The sequence below is a fragment of the Sphingobium salicis subsp. salicis genome, from assembly GCF_049472635.1.
GTDB classification, from domain to species: Bacteria; Pseudomonadota; Alphaproteobacteria; order Sphingomonadales; family Sphingomonadaceae; genus Sphingobium; species Sphingobium yanoikuyae_A.
In genome coordinates this window covers 167,589-183,732 of record NZ_JAYRCS010000002.1, presented here as the reverse complement: position 1 = coordinate 183,732, position 16,144 = coordinate 167,589, and the positions used below count along the sequence as shown (strand labels likewise).

Sequence of the window (16,144 nt, the reverse complement as noted above, 5' to 3'; positions counted from 1 at the left end):
TGCCGTCGCGGCGCCGCTGCGTTTCAAGGGGATCGATGAGAACGTACGCGCTACCGACGATCGTTTCGAGTGCCGCGACCAGCGCCGGGCTCTTGCCGTTTCCGCTCATGCGACCAGCGCCCCACGGTCGAGTTCGCCGACCGATCGCGCACCGGTCAGCGCCATGGCCACGCGCATCTCGCTGGCGAACAGGGCCAGGAGGTTGGCGACCCCTGCTTCCCCCGCCGCAGCCAGGGCATAAATGAAGGCCCGGCCGAGTAGCACCGCATCGGCGCCCAGTGCCAGCATCCGCACTACGTCCAAACCTGACCTGATGCCCGAATCGGCAAGCACCTTGATCTGGCCCCCCACGGCCTCGGCGATCTCGGGCAGCGCGCGGGTACTGGACAGCACGCCGTCCAACTGGCGTCCACCATGGTTGGACACGACGATCCCGTCCGCGCCGAACCGCACCGCGTCGCGCGCATCGTCGGGATCGAGGATGCCCTTGATGACCATCGACCCCTTCCAGAAATCACGGATCCATTGCAGGTCTTGCCACGCGATCGATGGATCGAAATTGTTTCCGAGCCAACCAATATAATCCTCCAGCTTGGTCGGCATCCCGCGATAAGTGGAGATGTTGCCCAGGTCGTGCGGCCGGCCGCGCAGCCCGACGTCCCACGCCCAATGGGGATGCGTGATCGCCTGTGCGACGCGGCGCAGGGGCGCGCCGGGTCCCGACATGCCTGAATGACGATCGCGATAGCGCGAGCCCGGCACCGGCATGTCGACGGTGAACACGAGCGTCGTCACCCCTGCGGCCTGCGCCCGTTCCAGCGCGTCGCGCATGAAGCCGCGATCTTTCAGCACGTAGAGCTGGAACCAGATGGGCGCGGAGGAGGCGCGCTGCACTTCGTCGATGGCGCAGACGGAGACGGTAGACAGAGTGAAGGGTACTCCCGCAGCGGCGGCCGCGCGCGCGGCCTGCACCTCGCCTCGCCGCGCGTACATGCCCGTCAGCCCTACCGGCGCCAGTGCGACAGGCATAGCGAGCCGGCTACCGAACAGTTCGGTTTCGAGGCTAAGGTCGGCCACGTCGCGCAGCACGCGCTGGCGCAGCGCAACATCGGCAAGGTCGGTGACGTTGCGCCGCAGCGTATGCTCCGCATTGGCGCCCCCGTCGATGTAATGGAACAGGAAGGGCGGCAGGCGGCGCCGCGCCGCCTCGCGATAGTCGGTGGGGGCGGAAATGATCACGATCTGCTCTTTTGCCTGTCTTGGGGAATAGAAGGGGCGTGGAGCGCGGCCGCGCGCACCTGGCGTGCACGTTCCTCGTCGATCCCACGGATGGTTGTCTCCACGAACTGGATATGCGCGTCGGAAGCATCGCGCGCCGCCTCCGCGTCGCCAGCGAGGATCGTCTCCATCAGCCGGCGATGCTGGTCTGATAGCTGCTCAAAGGTGCGAGGCACGGTGTAGAGCTTTTCCAGGCTATCCGAGATGCTCGATCGCAGCAGCCCAAACATGCTCGACATTACCGAATGGAGCACCGCATTGTGCGATGCGCGCGCTATGGCGAGGTGAAAGGCGGCGTCCGCCTGGGCCTCGTCGCCCGCATCGCCCGATCCATGGCTATCTATCATCGCGTCGAAGCAGCGGCGGATATGGTCGCGATCCGCAGGCAGCGCCCGCCGCGCGGCGTGAAAGGCGGCCTGCCGCTCCAGGCCCTGCCGCACCTCCAGCACATCGCGGCCATAGCCGGGATCGGCCGCGATCCGCGCGCCCAGCGGTGCGGCGATAGTGCCTTCCGCCCATCGCGCCGCCAGCGGAGCGGCGATGGTGGTGCCGCGCGGCCCGACAGATAGACGACCCGCCGCGCTCAGCCGCCCGATCGCCTCGCGCAGGCTGCCGCGCGACGTGCCGATCATCGCCACCATGGCGCGTTCCGAGGGCAGGCGCGCGCCAGGGGTCAGGCCACGCTCCGCGATGATTGCCTCGATCGCCGCCACGGCGCGGTCGACTACGCGATTGGAGGAAGCGGGACCGGGGGCCGAGGAGGCAGGGGGCACCGTCGTCATGGGATCATCCAGGGCAGCATATAGGCCTGCACGGTGGTCAGGACGCCGATCAGCGCGGCGAACAACAGGCTGTGCTTTACTGTGAAGCGGAACAATGCCGATTCGCGTCCCACCAGCCCCACCGCGCCGCAGGCGATCGCAATCGACTGGGGCGAGATCATCTTGCCCGTGCCCCCGCCAGTGGTGTTGACTGAGACCAGCAGCACGTCGCTGACCCCGATCTGGCGCGCCGTGGTCGCCTGCAACGCGCCGAACAGCGCGTTGGCCGAGGTGTCCGAGCCGGTCAGGAAAACGCCAAGCCAGCCAAGGAACGGCGAAAAGAAGGTAAAGGCGCGGCCCGTCTGCGCCAGCGGCAGCGCCAGCGTCGCGGACAGCCCGGAATAGTTGGCGACAAAGGCGAAGGCCAGCACGGTGCCGATCGAGTAGATCGGGACCAGCAGGCCCCTGACGGTCGCGGCGAAGGTGACGAGAGCCCGGCGCGGGCGCAGGCCGAGCACCAGCAATGTGACAAGCGCGGCGATGAAGATCGCAGTGCCCGTCCCGGAGAACCAATCGAACTTGTAATCGGCCGGAAACGGCGTTGCCTGCGCGGCGATCGGCGGTCCTTTCAGCACCCGCCCGTCGAGCAGCGGGACGCTGACATGCGCCACCATCGAGGACAACGGGCCATCGGGCGCGAAGAGCCGCTTGAACGGTGCGACGCTCCACAGGGTCACAAAGGCGGTGAGGATCAGAAAGGGAGACCAGGCGCGCACCACCTGACCGCGCGTCACAGGCGCGGCGTCTTGGGCGGGCAGCGCCATTCCCGCTTCGCCGGCGTCCTCAAAGCGGAAGACGCGGGCGGGTTTCCAGAACCGCAGGAATAGCGGCAGACAGATCAGGGTCGCCAGGCCGGCGAGAATGTCGGGCAGTTCCGGTCCGACATGGTTGGCGGTCAGGGACTGGACGGTCGCGAACGATCCGCCTGCCACCAGCACGGCCGGCCATGTCTCCCGCACACCGCGCATGCCGTCCATGACGAAAACCAGCCAGAACGGGATCAGTAGCGCCAGCAGGGGCAGCTGACGGCCCGCCATCTGTCCGATCGCGAACGGCCCGATCCCCGTCACCTCGCCGGCGACGATGATCGGGATGCCCATCGCGCCATAGGCGACCGGCGCGGCATTGGCGATCAGGCACAGGCCCGCGGCGTGAAGCGGCTTGAACCCCAGGCCGACAAGCAGCGCTGCGGTGATCGCGATCGGGGCGCCGAATCCCGCCGCCCCTTCCAGGAAAGCGCCGAAGGCGAAGCCGACCAGCAGCAGCTGCAACCGCTGATCCTGGGTGATGGCCAGGATCGACCGCCGGATGATCGCGAACTGGCCCGTTTCCACGGACACCTTATAAAGAAAGACCGCGCCGACGATGATCCAGGCGATGGGCCACAGGCCATAGCAGAAGCCGTAGATCGCGGCCGCGAGCGCCATGCCGGCCGGCATCCCGAAAACCGTGACCGCCACTGCCATAGCCAGCAACAGGGTGATCGTGCCTGCGACGTGCCCCTTCAGCTTCAGCACGGTCAGCGCGGCGAAAAAGAAAAGGATCGGTATCGCCGCGACCAAGCCGGACAGCCAGAGGTTGCCCAAGGGATCATAAGTCTGGCTCCAAGTTGTGGCTGTCTGCACCAATGGTCCTACCAAGCTCCCGGTTTCTCTTCCTCTCCGTGGGTGAGTAGTCAGCGCGAGTCAAGGTGTCCGCGAGAATTTGCAATGACTTGGTCTGACCAAAGTGCTTTAGCAGGATTCCTCCGGTGGCGCCTTCGCTGCGGCGAGGCGCCGGTGCCAGGCGATCGCCGCGTCGCCTGCCAAGCGGCGCAGTGCAGCTATCGACGCGCGATCTTCCGACGACACGTGGAAGCGGCGTACCGTTGTGCCCAAGTCGTGCAGCGCGACCTCGGCCTCCGTGCTGGCCAGGCCGGCCGCGCGCCGCGCCGCCTCGATCTCTCCTATCGGGCGGGCGGCCTCGACCGCCGCGACATAGGCGTGGTTGGCCGCGATGCCGGACCGGATGCGCTCGGTGGGGGAGGCGCCAAAATCGGGCCAGAGCAGCAGCACGGCGAGCAGCGCGGCGATGCTGCCGATGACGTTATCGAGCATCCTGGCGGAGGCGATCCCGGCACCGGGCTGAAGCAGTTCGGTGACCAGAATGAACAGCATGGTGAGGAACGCCACGAACACGGTGTAGTTCACCGACCGCAGCGACACCGCCGTTCCCGCCAGCCCGATCGCCAAGCCGGCCAAAACTGCCGGCGCGGTGGCGACATGCAACACCAGTAGCGCGATGCACCCGCCCAGCAGACTTCCGAGAATGCGTTCCAGACAGCGCGTCCATGTCACGCGTGCGCCGCCCTGCAATACGACCACCACCGCCATCGCCGCCCAATAAGGATAGCCCAGCCGAAAGACGATCGCTGTGTAATAGACCGCCATCAGCCCGGCGGACTGGCGTAGCGCCTGCCGGCAAGCCTGCCGCCACCCGGTCGCCGGGGCCGTTGCCAGGTCGGCGGTCCTGGTGATGATGGGCAGGTCGGTAGGGTGGGCGTCGAAAGCGTCCAGCGCCTGCGCGATCGCGCGCACGCACCCGATGCACAGGTTGTCCGAGAGACGCCCTTCGGTTCGCCGCAACCGCTTGACGGCGCGGTGTCTCGTTTTCCGGCCGGCTTCCCCCGCGCGCATCGACGATCGCCAGGCGAGCAGCGCCACCCGTACCGCCCGCGCAGTTGCAACGCGCTGGGGGGCGGGGCCGATATGGTCGATGAACGCCTGGTCGAGCGCGATCAATGCCCCGAATATGGTTTCCGCCGTGTCAAGGAGGCGAAGAAGCGGCGCGGTTACACCAGGATCGCGGGCGTAAGGGGCGATCAACCCGCGCAGCCGCTCGATCGACAGGCGCACGGCGCGGCGATGTGCGGCATGCTCGCTGTGCCATTGCTCGTCGCGATGGCGGCTATCCCCGATCGTCGCCAGATCGCCGCTCATGTCCAGCAGCCGCGCGGTGACGGCATCGGCGAGCTGGCGCAGCGGAGCCGCAGGGTCGAGCCGCCACAGCGCATTTATCAGGAGATAGGCCCAGGCCGATCCCGCGCTGAAGGCGCCCGCCTGAAAAAGGGCATTATCCAAGGGGCGCGGAAAGCCGACGGCGACGACCCCCACAACCGCCAGCAGAGTGCCGAGCGGCCCGCTCCAGGCAACGCGTGATCCTCCGACAATCGACAGGAACACCAGCGCCGGCCCGATTATCATGCCGGCCATAGCACCTGCCGACGCCCCCCAGGCTCCGGCGAGCGTGACCAGCGTCCCACACACGACGAACAGCAGGAGCAGACGGCGTCGCAGCCGGTCCGGGCCAGGCGCGTCGCACAGGCAGGTCCAGAAGGCGGCGAACACCGCCCAGCCTAGCGCCGCCCGCCCGAAGGAAACCGCGATCGCCAGCGGTACGCCGACAGCCAGCGCGGCGCGGCACCCCTCCGCAAGGCTGAAATGTTCCGGCGCCAGCCCAATGGAGCGTAGTTCCAGCCATCGCGCAGCTAGTCTGACGGTGGTCGGTGCGGTGCGTCGGGATACCCACCCCATCGCCCATGATGCCATGGTCCTGTCCATCGTCATCGTTCTTCCTCGGCGCCTAGCGCCCGTCCAGAGACATTCTCCGCGTGGCACATGCAAATAGATCGTACATACCCAATAGGGTATGCTGGCATCCGGACTCGTTTCGACTCGCTGCATCCAACTGGCTTAAGGGCCAGATCATCGCCGCGATTGGGCGGGGCACCGAACGTTAGAAGCAAGCAGTTGATGGTAGTTTTCAGAAATTTGCGATGATCTTCATGCCTAGTAGCGTCGCGTCCGGGGTCTTGGTGGTTTCACCCGGACGGATCATATAGTCAAATTCGGGCTGAAGCTGAAGGCCGGGCATGACATCAATGCTATAATAAGCCTCGATCACGTGAGAGCTGGTCTGCGGTGCCAGCACCGAAGCCCCAAGCGACTGACCGCTATCGATCAAGTACATCTGGTTGAGGCGCAATCGGTCGCTGACATGATACCACGACCATAGCACGCCAAAACGATCGGTATCGCGATGCGGGACCACCCCGTTGAATGAAAAGCCCGCATAATATTGGTCTGACAACGCCGCCACGCGCGGGGTGTTGTGGACATAGCCGAACATCAGGTAACCACCCGACATCTGGTCCGATCCGCCCTTGCGGTAGATCATCTGATCACCTTCGAACCAGTACATATTCATCGGTGCGCTAGGCGGCGTACTATCCCGCTTAATCGCGTTGGCTGCGCCGGTTGTCATCAGGTCGGCATAACGTGAGGTGTCGCGGGCATAGCCGAACACATAATGGCCCGGTAGCTTTTTGTCGGTGAGAAACGGCTGCCACGTGAATTCAATCGGCAGCATGACCCCGGTGGTTCGCTCGCTGCCCCAGGCCCAGCCCGATGGATTGCTCGCCAGCGGCGTGACCTGATAAACACCCAACTGTACGCTGGTATCACGCGTGGGGCGCAAGCGTACACGCCCACCCATCGTAGCCTTGGGATAAACGGCGAACCCGGGTGCCCGCTTGAGTATAACCGGCGCCGAGCACGTCACCATGAACGAACATAGTAGCGGCGATGTCGCAAACACGTGGGTCAGCGACATGCGTCCCACCGCCACATCAAGGCGCCCGTCTAACATGGTTTTTTGTAGGTAGAAGTCGACAAGATGAGCGGCGACGCCTCCCGTTAGTCCATACACTTCCATCAAGTTGATATAACGCTCGCCCAGTCGATCGGTCGACACCTGGTGCCCCACTCGGTTCATTACCAAGGCGTGCAGCGTCCAGCCTCGCAGCCCGACAAGCTTGTCGAGATCGAAATGCATTTGCAGGGTGAGTTCGTGAACATAGTCTGCGCCGCGTTCCACGCCGCCATCAAGGTTGTCCATCGCTTCCGCCTTATAGGAGAGGGAGAATGTCAATCCCTTCTGCTTCAGGCTGGCACGGAACCGATCGAGCGGCGTGATCAGATGGCCGCCCACAGTGGTCGGCACATAATAGGCATCGGGAATGTCGGTACGGCGCAGCGAGTCGAGTTCGGATGGCAACATCCAGGATATAGCCTCACTGTCAGTCAGAGGACGCAGGCTGCTGCCGCCAATATTGCGGCGAAGGCCTTCTGCGGTGTCGGGCATGAGAGGGGCCGTATCGGTGGCAGGAGTGTCATGATCACCCTCAGCATCGTCATCATCTGATGGCGTGGGTGCTGCATTTGCCCCCACCGACACGGCGGTGACAACGGATGCCGTTTCATGGGGCGACGCTGCGGACAAAAACTTGGTCGACGTCAGCGGCGATACGATCTCCCGTTCAAGGGGGGCACCGTCCTGAGAACCGCTGGCTTGAAGAACGCTGTCTTCGGCATGGGCCATCACTGGGCTGGCGCAGGAGATCAAGGTTGCAGACAAAGTTGTTAGCATCGGCAAAGAAGCGCGACTGTGCGAAAACGGCCGGGGAAATTTTTGCATTATGAAGCCCTGACCAGCTAGGCGCGTTTCTCCAGGCCGGGTCGATCCATAGAAGCGCCAGGAATCCGCGATCAAATAAGAGGCCGGAGCGGCTGTTCGGGGTAAAGCCGAAAGGCCGCTCCGACGTGGCGATGTCATCCCTAGCGGGCAGCCAAGCCTTTTTGTGGGAGGGCGTAGGCAATGATATAGTCGCCTACGTCAGCCGCGTGGCTCATACCGCCTACCGAGATCACGACATACTGACGTCCGGTACGCGGCGAGCGGTAGATCAAAGGAGCGGCCGGGGCACCGGCGGGCAGCCGGGCCTTCCACACTTCTTTGCCCGTGAGCGAATCCAGCGCGCGCAGGTAATTGTCCTGGGTCCCGGCAAAGAAAACCAGACCAGAGGCTGTTGAGGTCGGTCCACCCAAAGTAGGCATGCCAAGCGGGATCGGCAGGTGGGTTTTGATACCCATCGGCCCAGTATCGCGCACCGTGCCAAGCGGTACCTGCCAGACGATTTTCTTGGTCTTGAGGTCGATCGCGGTCATCGTGCCGAAGGGAGGCGTATTGCAAGGTACGGCCAGCGGCGACTGGAGAACGTCGATCCGGACTCCGCGATAGGGTCCAGCGACCTGCGGACGAAGCGTGCCCATGAAGCCGGGAACTTCGTCCATCGAGATCTTGTACTTGCCGGCGTTTTTCTCGTTGACCAGCATCATGCGTAGCGGCACGCGCATGTCGTTCACAAACATCAGGTCCCGCGTTTCGTCGATCGAGACACCGCCCCAGTTCATACCGCCGAGCAGGCTCGGATATTCGATATAGGGTTTCTCACCCGGAGGCGTGAAGGCACCGGTATAAACCGAGTCCTTGAACATGATGCGGCAGTACAGCTGGTCGAAGGTGCTGACGCCCCACATCTTGCGTTCGCTCAGGCGATCATTGCCAATGATTGGCATGCCTACCGAAAATGGCTGTGTCGGCGATAGCCGATCGCCTTCGGCAGCCGGATTGTTGGTGACGGCCCGTTCGACGACGCGAGTAACCGGCTTGCCGGTCCGACGGTCGAGAACGAAGATATTGCCCATCTTGGTGGTTTGGATGAGCGCGGGAACCTTCAGGCCCTTGTCGTTCGTCACATCATAGAGAACGGGTTGTGAGGGCACGTCATAGTCCCACACGTCGTGGTGTACGGTCTGATAGACCCACCGTGTCCGACCGGTCGAGGCGTCGACCGCGACAATGGCGGCGCCGAACTTTTCCTTGGCCTGGTTGCGGTCACCCCCCCAATAGTCGGGCGGACCAGCCCCGGTGGGGAGGTAGACGAGGTTGAGGTCACGGTCGTAAGTCGGGACCGTCCAGACATTGGGGGTTTCGAGAGAGAATTGCGGATTCTGCTGCGCGGCGACAGCATTGTCGGGACTACCCACGTCCCAGACCCAGGCCAGCTTGCCGGTCAGGGCATCATAGGCGCGCACCGCGCCCGAGGGTTCGCCGTGGACGATGTCACGGACCCAGCCACCGACAACGGCGACATGCCCCATCAGCACCGGAACCGATGTCGGATGATAGCGCTTGCCCTGCTCGACCGGGCCCATGCCTGGGGCCAGGTCGACTGTGCCCCCCTTGCCGAAATCGGCGCAAGGCTTGCCGGTGGCCGCATCGATGGCGATCAGACGTGCATCGACCGTGGAGATGAGCAGCCGCTGCCTGCATATACCGTCGGGGAGCGCAGCTTTCTGCGAGGGCGTCAAGCGGGTATCGGCGTCGACGTCGTAATAGCCAACACCCCGGCATGTGACGTGTTCGGCGGAATGAGCATGTGGATCGAATTTCCACAGCGCCTTGCCGGTGTCTGCATCGAGCGCCGTGACCATGTTTTCAGGCGTGCATGAGTAGAGTATGTTGCCGATCTGCAGCGGCGTGTTCTCGTCGACGCCAATCCCGGCCCCGGTCGTGCGGCGCCCGGTGCGATAGGTCCACGCAACCTGCAAATCGCTCACATTTTCGAGATTGATGTCGTTGAATGGCGCAAAGCGCGTCCCGTTGGCGTTGCGCCCGAACATCGCCCAGTTGCCCGGCGCGTCGATCTTGTCGAGCGCGAGGGGCGTTTGTGCGGACAGATTGCCCGGCTCGTAAATGGCGCCGTGCGGGAAGAAAGCCGAAATGAGCGTCAATATCAGCGCACCGGCGGTTGCTGCACCACCCCAGAAGCTGGCACTGCGCAGTTTCGCCGGCACGGCTTCCAGCGTCGCACTCGCCCAAAGCCCGAGACCAAACATCAGGGCGGGAACCACCAGACGTGGCAGCAGCGCCCAGAAGCCGAACTCGGGCGTGTCGAAAAGGGCCCAGATGACCGTCGCACCAAAAATGGCGATCGTCAGATGTAAAGCAGCGTGGTGCCTTTTAAGGTAAAGAAACGCGAGAATAACATATGCCACACCTGCCAGGGCATAATAGGATGACCCTCCAAGTGTGATCAGCCTCAACCCGCCTGCGGCAAGGACAAGGCCAACGGCGAGGGTTAGGGCGGAGAACAGAACGCGAAAAATGCTTCGGCCGTTCAAGCGATGCGGAAGTGAAGAGTAGTCATTCATGACGGTCGCTCAACGAATCTACATCAGCCAATCTGTCCAACGGCATTTGACGGTTGTTCACTTAGTTGCCTTTCCATATTTATACTGGAGTTTCACAAGAAATCCGGCGGCGCTGGTATATTATCCCATTTTATGTTTGGATTCTGCACGCGGTCCATATTGTGAAATACGCGCAAATGGCACTAATTCATATCTATCAATCGGAAGCGCGGTCGTTAGACCTGGGTGCCGCATTCATGCGCGGTCCTTTATTTCGCTTTTGTGTATGAAGGAAATGAATTTGCGGAATTGTGAATATTCCAGTAACGAATGGCCATGGAATTCCGGCTATTACGCTCGTTCACTGAAGTCGTGCGTTGCGGCGGTTTCTCGCAAGCAGCGCGTTCGCTCGCTTCCACGCAGTCCACGATCAGCAAAGCAGTCAAGCAACTCGAGAATGAGCTGGGAACAATATTGCTCGACCGTTCCGGGCACCGCTGCGTGATGACCCCTGCGGGAGAAGTGGTATATCGCCGCGGGATCAAGTTGCTGGCCGATCGCGACGACGTACTGGCCGAACTCGATGAAATACGAGGCTTGCAACGGGGCGTTTTACGACTTGGCATCCCCTCCGTTGGCAATATTAAATTATTCGCGCCCGTGGTATGCACCTACCGCGAGCGTTATCCACAAATCGAATTACGTCTGATCGAACATGGAAGCAACCAGCTCGAAAAGCACTTGCGGGCTGGTGACATCGATATCGCCGGCATTCTGGAGCCGCAGTCTCCTGACTTTGAATGGGAGCCGATACGGAGCAAACCGATCGTTGCCTTACTTTCGTCAGTCCATCCCCTCAGCCGCTGCGGCAGTCTCAAGTTGACGGATTTGCGCGATGTCCCTTTCGTCCTCTTCGACCTCGGCTTCCGTCTGCACGGCATGATCCTCAATGCCAGTCGTAAAGCAGGCTTCGAGCCGACCGTTGCCGTTACGAGCAGCCAGATCGATTTCATGATCGAACTGGTTTCAACCAATGTCGGAGTAGCGTTCCTGCCAAGCGAGATCGTCGATGAAAAACACCTACAAGGTATCGTTTCAGTACCCCTCGACGAAGCGGAGCTGGCCTGGGTGATGGGTCATGCATGGCGGCGTAATGCCTATCTTTCTGACGCGACAGTTGCATGGATGAAGCTGATGCGGGAAACTTCCCGCCCGAGTGAACTTTATACAGGCGTCTAGCGCTGCCAACCGCGTTTACGGCCAGTCTGACTATTTCGTGTTCAGGGGCGCAGTCCTGTCTCGCACGTCCGATGATTGTGGCGACGATTTTTTCCCAGGTCAAGGTTACGCGCGATTGAGGGCATAGCGTGGATGGTACGCCGTAAGCGAGGTCTGACGGCCGCCTTGCAGGCGTCACCTCAAGGTTTGTTCGCCAGACAACGATTTCTCGGACATAAGCGGAACATGGGCTACGCTACACGCTTCAACCGCGCCATTGGCTCGTTGAGTGGGTGGAATTCACCTGCTGGAAGTCGCCTGGCCTGCTCCCAGAGGTAATCGCCGGTCAGACTGATGTGCGCCCAGCCCATCGGAGAAAGGTGCGCAAGCAGTGCCGCATCGAACGTCGTGCCGACAGCGTTGAGGTGCTGGGCGGCCCGGTCGAGATAGACCGTGTTCCAGTAGGAAATCGCCGCAATCAGCAGGTTCAGCCCAGATGCGCGAAATTCCTGATTTTCCAGCGAGCGATCGGTGAACCGACCCTGCCGGTTGGTATAGATGGCGGCGGCAAGCGTGTGCCTCGCCTCGCCTTTGTTGAGACCGGCCTGACAGGCACGTCGCAGTTCCGGTTGTTCAAGCCAATCGAGCGTGAACAAAGTGCGCTCGATACGGCCCAGTTCAGCCAATGCAAAATCCAGCCTGTTCTGGCGTTTGTAGGCGGCAAGTTTTCGCAAGATTACTGACGGCGCCACCGTGCCATCCTTGATTGAGGCGACAATCCTGACGATGTCATCCCAATCGGCCTCGATCGCTGCCGTTTTGATGGTGCGGCCCATCAGATTTTCGATGCCCTTGTATGTCGATGGCGCAGCGATCGAACCCAGCTTGCGGTCGCCAATATCGCGCAGCCGGGGCGCGAAGCGGAACCCGAGTAGGTGGCAGAGTGCGAAAACATGATCGGTGGCGCCGCCGGTATCGGTATAGTGCTCATGCAACGGAAGGTTGCCGGCGCCCAGGACAAGCCCGTCGAGCACGTAAGGCGCTTCACCTGCCGTCGCGGACATGATCCGTGATCCGAATGATGCGAAGTGATCGGAAAGGTGAGAATAGATTTTCACGCCAGGTTCGGCGCCATATTTGGCATTGACGTCCGCCGCCCCTGAACGGCTCCGCCCCGACCGGAAGAACTGGCCATCGGACGACGAACTGGTGCCAGCGCCCCAATGCCGCGCGAAGGGTAATTCGTGATGGGCTGAGATGATCATGGCCAGCGCGGCCTGATAGTTCTCGGGTGAAAGATACCAGTTGTGGGTCCATGCGAGTTGGGCATAGCTGACGCCTTCGCTGGCATTGGCCATCCGCTCCAGCCCGAGGTTGGTGCCATCAGCCAGAATTGCGGCGAGTACCGTGCTGGGGTTGTCGTGCTCCTTGCCTGAGCGCAGGTCACGGAATGCGTTCAAAAAACCAGTGCGTTCGGCGACTTCAAGCAGCAGCTCGGTGATGCGCACGCGGGGAAGCAGGGTATCGAGCTTGCGATCGAGGGCTTCAGCTTCCGGTGGGGTGACAGGCGGCATTTGCTGAAGCTTGAGCCGGTCTCGTTCGAGCGACACTCCCTCAAGCTTGTTTGTTTTCAACTGCTTGGCAAATCGGCGCAGCCGCCAGTCAAGATTTCGTGCCCGGTCAGCGAGGTAGGATGCAGCATTTGAATCGAACGGAAGCACATCCGCCACTTTGGCGGCGTCGCGCCGACCCAGCAAATAGGCATCGAAGCGCTGATAGTTGCGGGTTCCCTCGATCCATACATCACCGGCGCGCAAACGATCACGCAAGGTTGCCATGATCGCAATTTCATAACGTCGGCGGTCGATACGGCCGCTTTCGGTGATGAGACGCTTCCACTGCCGATTGGGGAATGGCAGTGGAACGCCATCGGGAAGGTCGCGCGACTTTCGTGTGTTCGCATCGCGAATGACATCGATGGCTTTGATCAGTGCCGTCCCTGTTCCAGACGCCTTGAAGGTGAAGGCGTCCAGAAATGCCGGGCTGAAACGCCGTAGCGTGGCGTAACGCTCGGTTGCCGTTACCAGTGCGTCCTCGCCGGCAAGATCAGCAAGGGCATCTACTTGGGCCTTTGCCGCAACAAGCCGGTGCCAGCCCACCGCTTCGTCAATCAATTCGAGCGGATCGCCGCCATTCTGGACAGCCTCATCAAGTGCTGTAATCGTGGCGCCAAACAGCCGCATGAGTTGCCCCACCGACTGAATACTATCTTGGTAGCGACGCTCGCGCCCACGCCGCGCGCGCGTGAACATGCCGCCGATAAGTCGGTCAAACATTTGGATCGCGGCATCGGCAAGTCTGGCCTCAAGGTCGATCACTGCGGCCGTCAACGTCGCCCGCCTGCGATTGACGCTGTAATCCGAAAGCAGGAATGCCGGTGCCACGCCGCCCTCGCGGACAAATTGGGCAAAGCGGAATTCCGGAATGGCGCCCCCAACTACCGGGTGGATACCTATGCCGCGAACATAGCGCAGGCGCTCAAGCAAGCCATTGATATTGGCCGCAGTCGGGGCTTCTTCGAAATTACGCAACCACGCCAGCGGTGTCATGCCGAAATCCGGGTTGTTGATTACGAGTTCGTCTAGCCGTGTCAGTTCAGCAGAGCTGAGGCCTTCGACGATTGCGGCTGCGGCAGCTTTGCGTGCGCGTGCCCGGCCAGCAAGACCGGCGCGTTCCAGTGTGTCGCCTGACGGAAGAATGAACCGCTCACCCTTCAGGCCAACCATGAGGGCGCGAACAATCGGTTCACCTCTGTCTGTATACTCGGCGGCTTGCGCGGCAAGATTCAGGGCAAGTGCCAGGTCGCCGCGTCGAAACGGGCGTATGCCAAGATAACGCGCCACGAGATCGGCATGATCGGTACGGGTTTGCGCGCGCTGACCATATGCAGAGAAGGAGGAAGGATCGACGAATAACTGTGCCGCGAGGTACTGAAGAATGACGTCGGGAAGCCCGATCTCGGGTTGCAGACCAAAGCCGGGATGTCGCATCAAAGCGATTTGTGCAGCCAGACCGAGGCGATTTGCTGGACCATAGCGGCGCCCAACCAATTCAACATCTTCCGCAGAAAGGGTATAATGCCCAATGATCGCGGTTTCTTGGACAGGAGGATCGAACAGGCGCCGGCGCTCGTCTCCGGTCAGAAGTCGGCGTCGTGCCATTTTGCTCTCCCGCTGAGGCGAATAACAAAATTGACACCAAAGCGGCTTGCACTGGAGGGAGGCCATTCGTTGCCGGTTGATCCCCGAGCAATCACCCGGCGCAGCAAGACAGTTTGGCGACATCCTTATCAAACGTTTGGGCCGCCAGTTTGAGGCCTTCCACAGTGGTCAGGTAAGGAAATATCGTTGCACCCAATTCCAGGGTGGTCATGCCGTGTTTGATCGCCAGCACCAGTGTCTGGATCGAATCCGCGCCTTCGGGTGCCATGATCTGGCCGCCCAGCAAACGGTCGTTCGCCTTGTCGGCAATCAGTTTGATGAGACCCCGCGTATCGCGTGCTGCCAGTGCCCTTGGCACAGCATCGAGCGGGAGCAGCGAAACCTTGATGTCCAGGCCTTGCGCCCGTGCTGTCGTTTCAGTGAGGCCGGCGCTGGCGACTTGCGGGTCGGTGAAGACGACGGATGGCATGGAGGAATTGTCGTAGCGGTATTGGTTGCCCGTCACCGCGTTGCGCGCGGCCAGTTTTGCGCCATAGGCGGCCATGTAGACGAACTGGTCCCGTCCCGTTACATCGCCCGCCGCGTAAATGCCTGGAACCGACGTTTCGAGGTGGTCATCGACGACGATTCCACCATTACGGGCAAGCACTATGCCGCGCTCCTCCAGCCCAAGCCCGTCGCTATTGGGTCGGCGTCCGGTGGCGATGAGCACCTGTTCCGCCGCGACGGTGTCACAATGCCCCTCGCAGGTCAATTCGACCCCGCTCTGTGTTTGGGCGATACGCTGATAGCCGACACCTGCGCAAACCCGCACGCCCTCGGCTTCCAAATAGTTTTTCAGCGCGGCACTCACTTCCGGGTCCATTTCGGGGAGCAGGCGGCTTCGGCAGCAGATGGTGACATCAACGCCCAGACGCGAAAACATCTGTCCCAGTTCTACCCCGATCACCCCGCCACCGATCACCAGCAGCGATTTGGGCAAGCGATCCAGCGCCAGCGCCGATGTGCTGGTTAGGTAGGGCACGCTGTCCATCCCCGGAATCGGCGGCACGGCGGCGTGCGCACCCATCGCCAATATGACCTTGCCGACCTTCATGGGCGCATCGCCGACAATCAGCGCACCATCGGCAAAGCGTGCCTTGCCCTCGATATAGCTCACACCGTCATAGGCGGGCAGCAGATCGACATATTTTTTTTGGCGCAGCGTCGTGACAAGATCGTCCTTCGACGCCGCCAATACGGACCAGTCATCCATCTGGACAGCGCCCCCAAGGCCGGGAAAGCGCGCGGCGGCAAGCCCACCATGCACCGCTTCGGCGGCGCGGATCAGCGTCTTGGAAGGAACGCAGCCAACATTGACACAGGTGCCGCCAATCGTGCCGTGACCGACGAGCGCCACTTTCGCGCCCAGATCGGCAGCGGCGATCGCGGCGGAGTACCCGGCAGAACCCGCGCCGATGACGGCCACGTCAAATCCTTCCTGCCCGGGGCGGTTGCAACAGTCGTTCATTGCTTATCGCTTTCTTGAGGCGCT

General features: G+C 61.9%; 9 protein-coding genes. 1 reads left to right on the top strand and 8 read right to left on the bottom strand.

The window, feature by feature from the left end; translation table 11 throughout:
* Window positions 1–105: 105 nt before the first annotated feature.
* The 6 genes from lldD to VHN57_RS25375 form a co-directional block, all read right to left on the bottom strand.
* The gene (lldD, locus tag VHN57_RS25400; protein ID WP_017503108.1) at window positions 106–1,239 is read right to left on the bottom strand and encodes an FMN-dependent L-lactate dehydrogenase LldD; all 1,134 of its coding nucleotides are present in this window, start codon (window positions 1,237–1,239) and stop codon (window positions 106–108) included.
* Window positions 1,236–2,060 carry an FCD domain-containing protein gene (locus VHN57_RS25395; protein WP_234832059.1) on the bottom strand — a complete coding sequence of 275 codons (825 nt, stop codon included), beginning with the start codon at window positions 2,058–2,060 and terminating at the stop codon, window positions 1,236–1,238. Before VHN57_RS25395 ends, lldD begins: the two co-directional genes overlap by 4 nt.
* A complete protein-coding gene (locus VHN57_RS25390; RefSeq protein WP_036526799.1) occupies window positions 2,057–3,724 on the bottom strand; it encodes a lactate permease LctP family transporter in 1,668 nt (555 codons plus the stop codon). Before VHN57_RS25390 ends, VHN57_RS25395 begins: the two co-directional genes overlap by 4 nt.
* Before the next feature lie 108 nt (window positions 3,725–3,832).
* On the bottom strand, window positions 3,833–5,704 hold the full coding sequence (locus tag VHN57_RS25385) for an FUSC family protein (RefSeq protein WP_017503111.1): 1,872 nt from the start codon (window positions 5,702–5,704) through the stop codon (window positions 3,833–3,835).
* A 196-nt stretch (window positions 5,705–5,900) separates the two neighbouring features.
* A complete protein-coding gene (locus tag VHN57_RS25380; protein WP_036526757.1) occupies window positions 5,901–7,613 on the bottom strand; it encodes a carbohydrate porin in 1,713 nt (570 codons plus the stop codon).
* Between the two features lie 140 nt (window positions 7,614–7,753).
* Window positions 7,754–10,192, bottom strand: a complete 2,439-nt coding sequence (locus VHN57_RS25375) for a membrane-bound PQQ-dependent dehydrogenase, glucose/quinate/shikimate family (protein ID WP_423286315.1) — start codon at window positions 10,190–10,192, stop codon at window positions 7,754–7,756.
* 315 nt (window positions 10,193–10,507) lie between these two features.
* Here VHN57_RS25375 and VHN57_RS25370 point away from each other — a divergent pair, with 315 nt between their 5' ends.
* The gene (locus VHN57_RS25370; RefSeq protein WP_026109721.1) at window positions 10,508–11,410 is read left to right on the top strand and encodes a LysR family transcriptional regulator; all 903 of its coding nucleotides are present in this window, start codon (window positions 10,508–10,510) and stop codon (window positions 11,408–11,410) included.
* A gap of 230 nt (window positions 11,411–11,640) precedes the next feature.
* On the opposite strand, the gene VHN57_RS25365 is transcribed toward VHN57_RS25370, so the two are convergent.
* Both VHN57_RS25365 and merA read right to left on the bottom strand, forming a co-directional pair.
* Window positions 11,641–14,610 (bottom strand): Tn3 family transposase, encoded by a 2,970-nt coding sequence (locus tag VHN57_RS25365; RefSeq protein WP_014072601.1) that lies wholly within the window; start codon window positions 14,608–14,610, stop codon window positions 11,641–11,643.
* A 91-nt stretch (window positions 14,611–14,701) separates the two neighbouring features.
* Window positions 14,702–16,078: a mercury(II) reductase gene (gene merA, locus VHN57_RS25360; protein ID WP_017503488.1), complete on the bottom strand. Its 1,377-nt coding sequence runs from the start codon at window positions 16,076–16,078 to the stop codon at window positions 14,702–14,704.
* Between the last annotated feature and the right edge of the window lie 66 nt (window positions 16,079–16,144).

Excerpts from the sequence above, each read along its gene's own strand:
- VHN57_RS25395 (WP_234832059.1), bottom strand. The coding sequence starts at position 2,060 with ATGACGACGGTGCCCCCTGCCTCCTCGGCCCCCGGTCCCGCTTCCTCC.
- VHN57_RS25385 (WP_017503111.1), bottom strand. The coding sequence starts at position 5,704 with ATGACGATGGACAGGACCATGGCATCATGGGCGATGGGGTGGGTATCC.
- VHN57_RS25380 (WP_036526757.1), bottom strand. The coding sequence starts at position 7,613 with ATGCAAAAATTTCCCCGGCCGTTTTCGCACAGTCGCGCTTCTTTGCCG.
- VHN57_RS25375 (WP_423286315.1), bottom strand. The coding sequence starts at position 10,192 with ATGAATGACTACTCTTCACTTCCGCATCGCTTGAACGGCCGAAGCATT.
- VHN57_RS25370 (WP_026109721.1), top strand. The coding sequence starts at position 10,508 with ATGGAATTCCGGCTATTACGCTCGTTCACTGAAGTCGTGCGTTGCGGC.
- VHN57_RS25365 (WP_014072601.1), bottom strand. The coding sequence starts at position 14,610 with ATGGCACGACGCCGACTTCTGACCGGAGACGAGCGCCGGCGCCTGTTC.